This window comes from Micrococcus sp. R8502A1, from assembly GCF_006704135.1.
Lineage (GTDB): Bacteria > Actinomycetota > Actinomycetes > Actinomycetales > Micrococcaceae > Micrococcus > Micrococcus luteus.
The window spans coordinates 1-251 of record NZ_VIGS01000124.1 but is presented as its reverse complement, the minus strand read 5'-3'; the positions used below and the strand labels follow the sequence as shown (position 1 = coordinate 251).

The 251-nt window shown below is 64.5% G+C and carries 1 pseudogene; it reads left to right on the top strand.

Annotation, left to right across the window (positions count from 1 at the left end):
• Nucleotides 1–116: 116 nt before the first annotated feature.
• A pseudogene (locus tag FLM69_RS11320) lies at nt 117–251 on the top strand (transposase); the annotation flags it as partial.

Here is a 251-nt window from a genome sequence, read left to right as displayed (position 1 = left end):
GCTCGTCGAAGGTCAGGCCGTCACGAACTGGAAGCAGGCCCTCGCCCAGCTCGCCGCGGCCTACCCCGACCGGATCAACCCCTACCTGTGACCACCCCGCTTACACAGACAAGTTGACACGCCCGCTCGGCACGAAGTACCCGTCTGCAGCCGCGACCTGGGCGAACTCCTGGGAGCGGTTCATCCCGTTCCTGCAGTTCCCACCCATGCTCCGCAAGGTCATCTACACGACCAACAGCATCGAGTCGCTG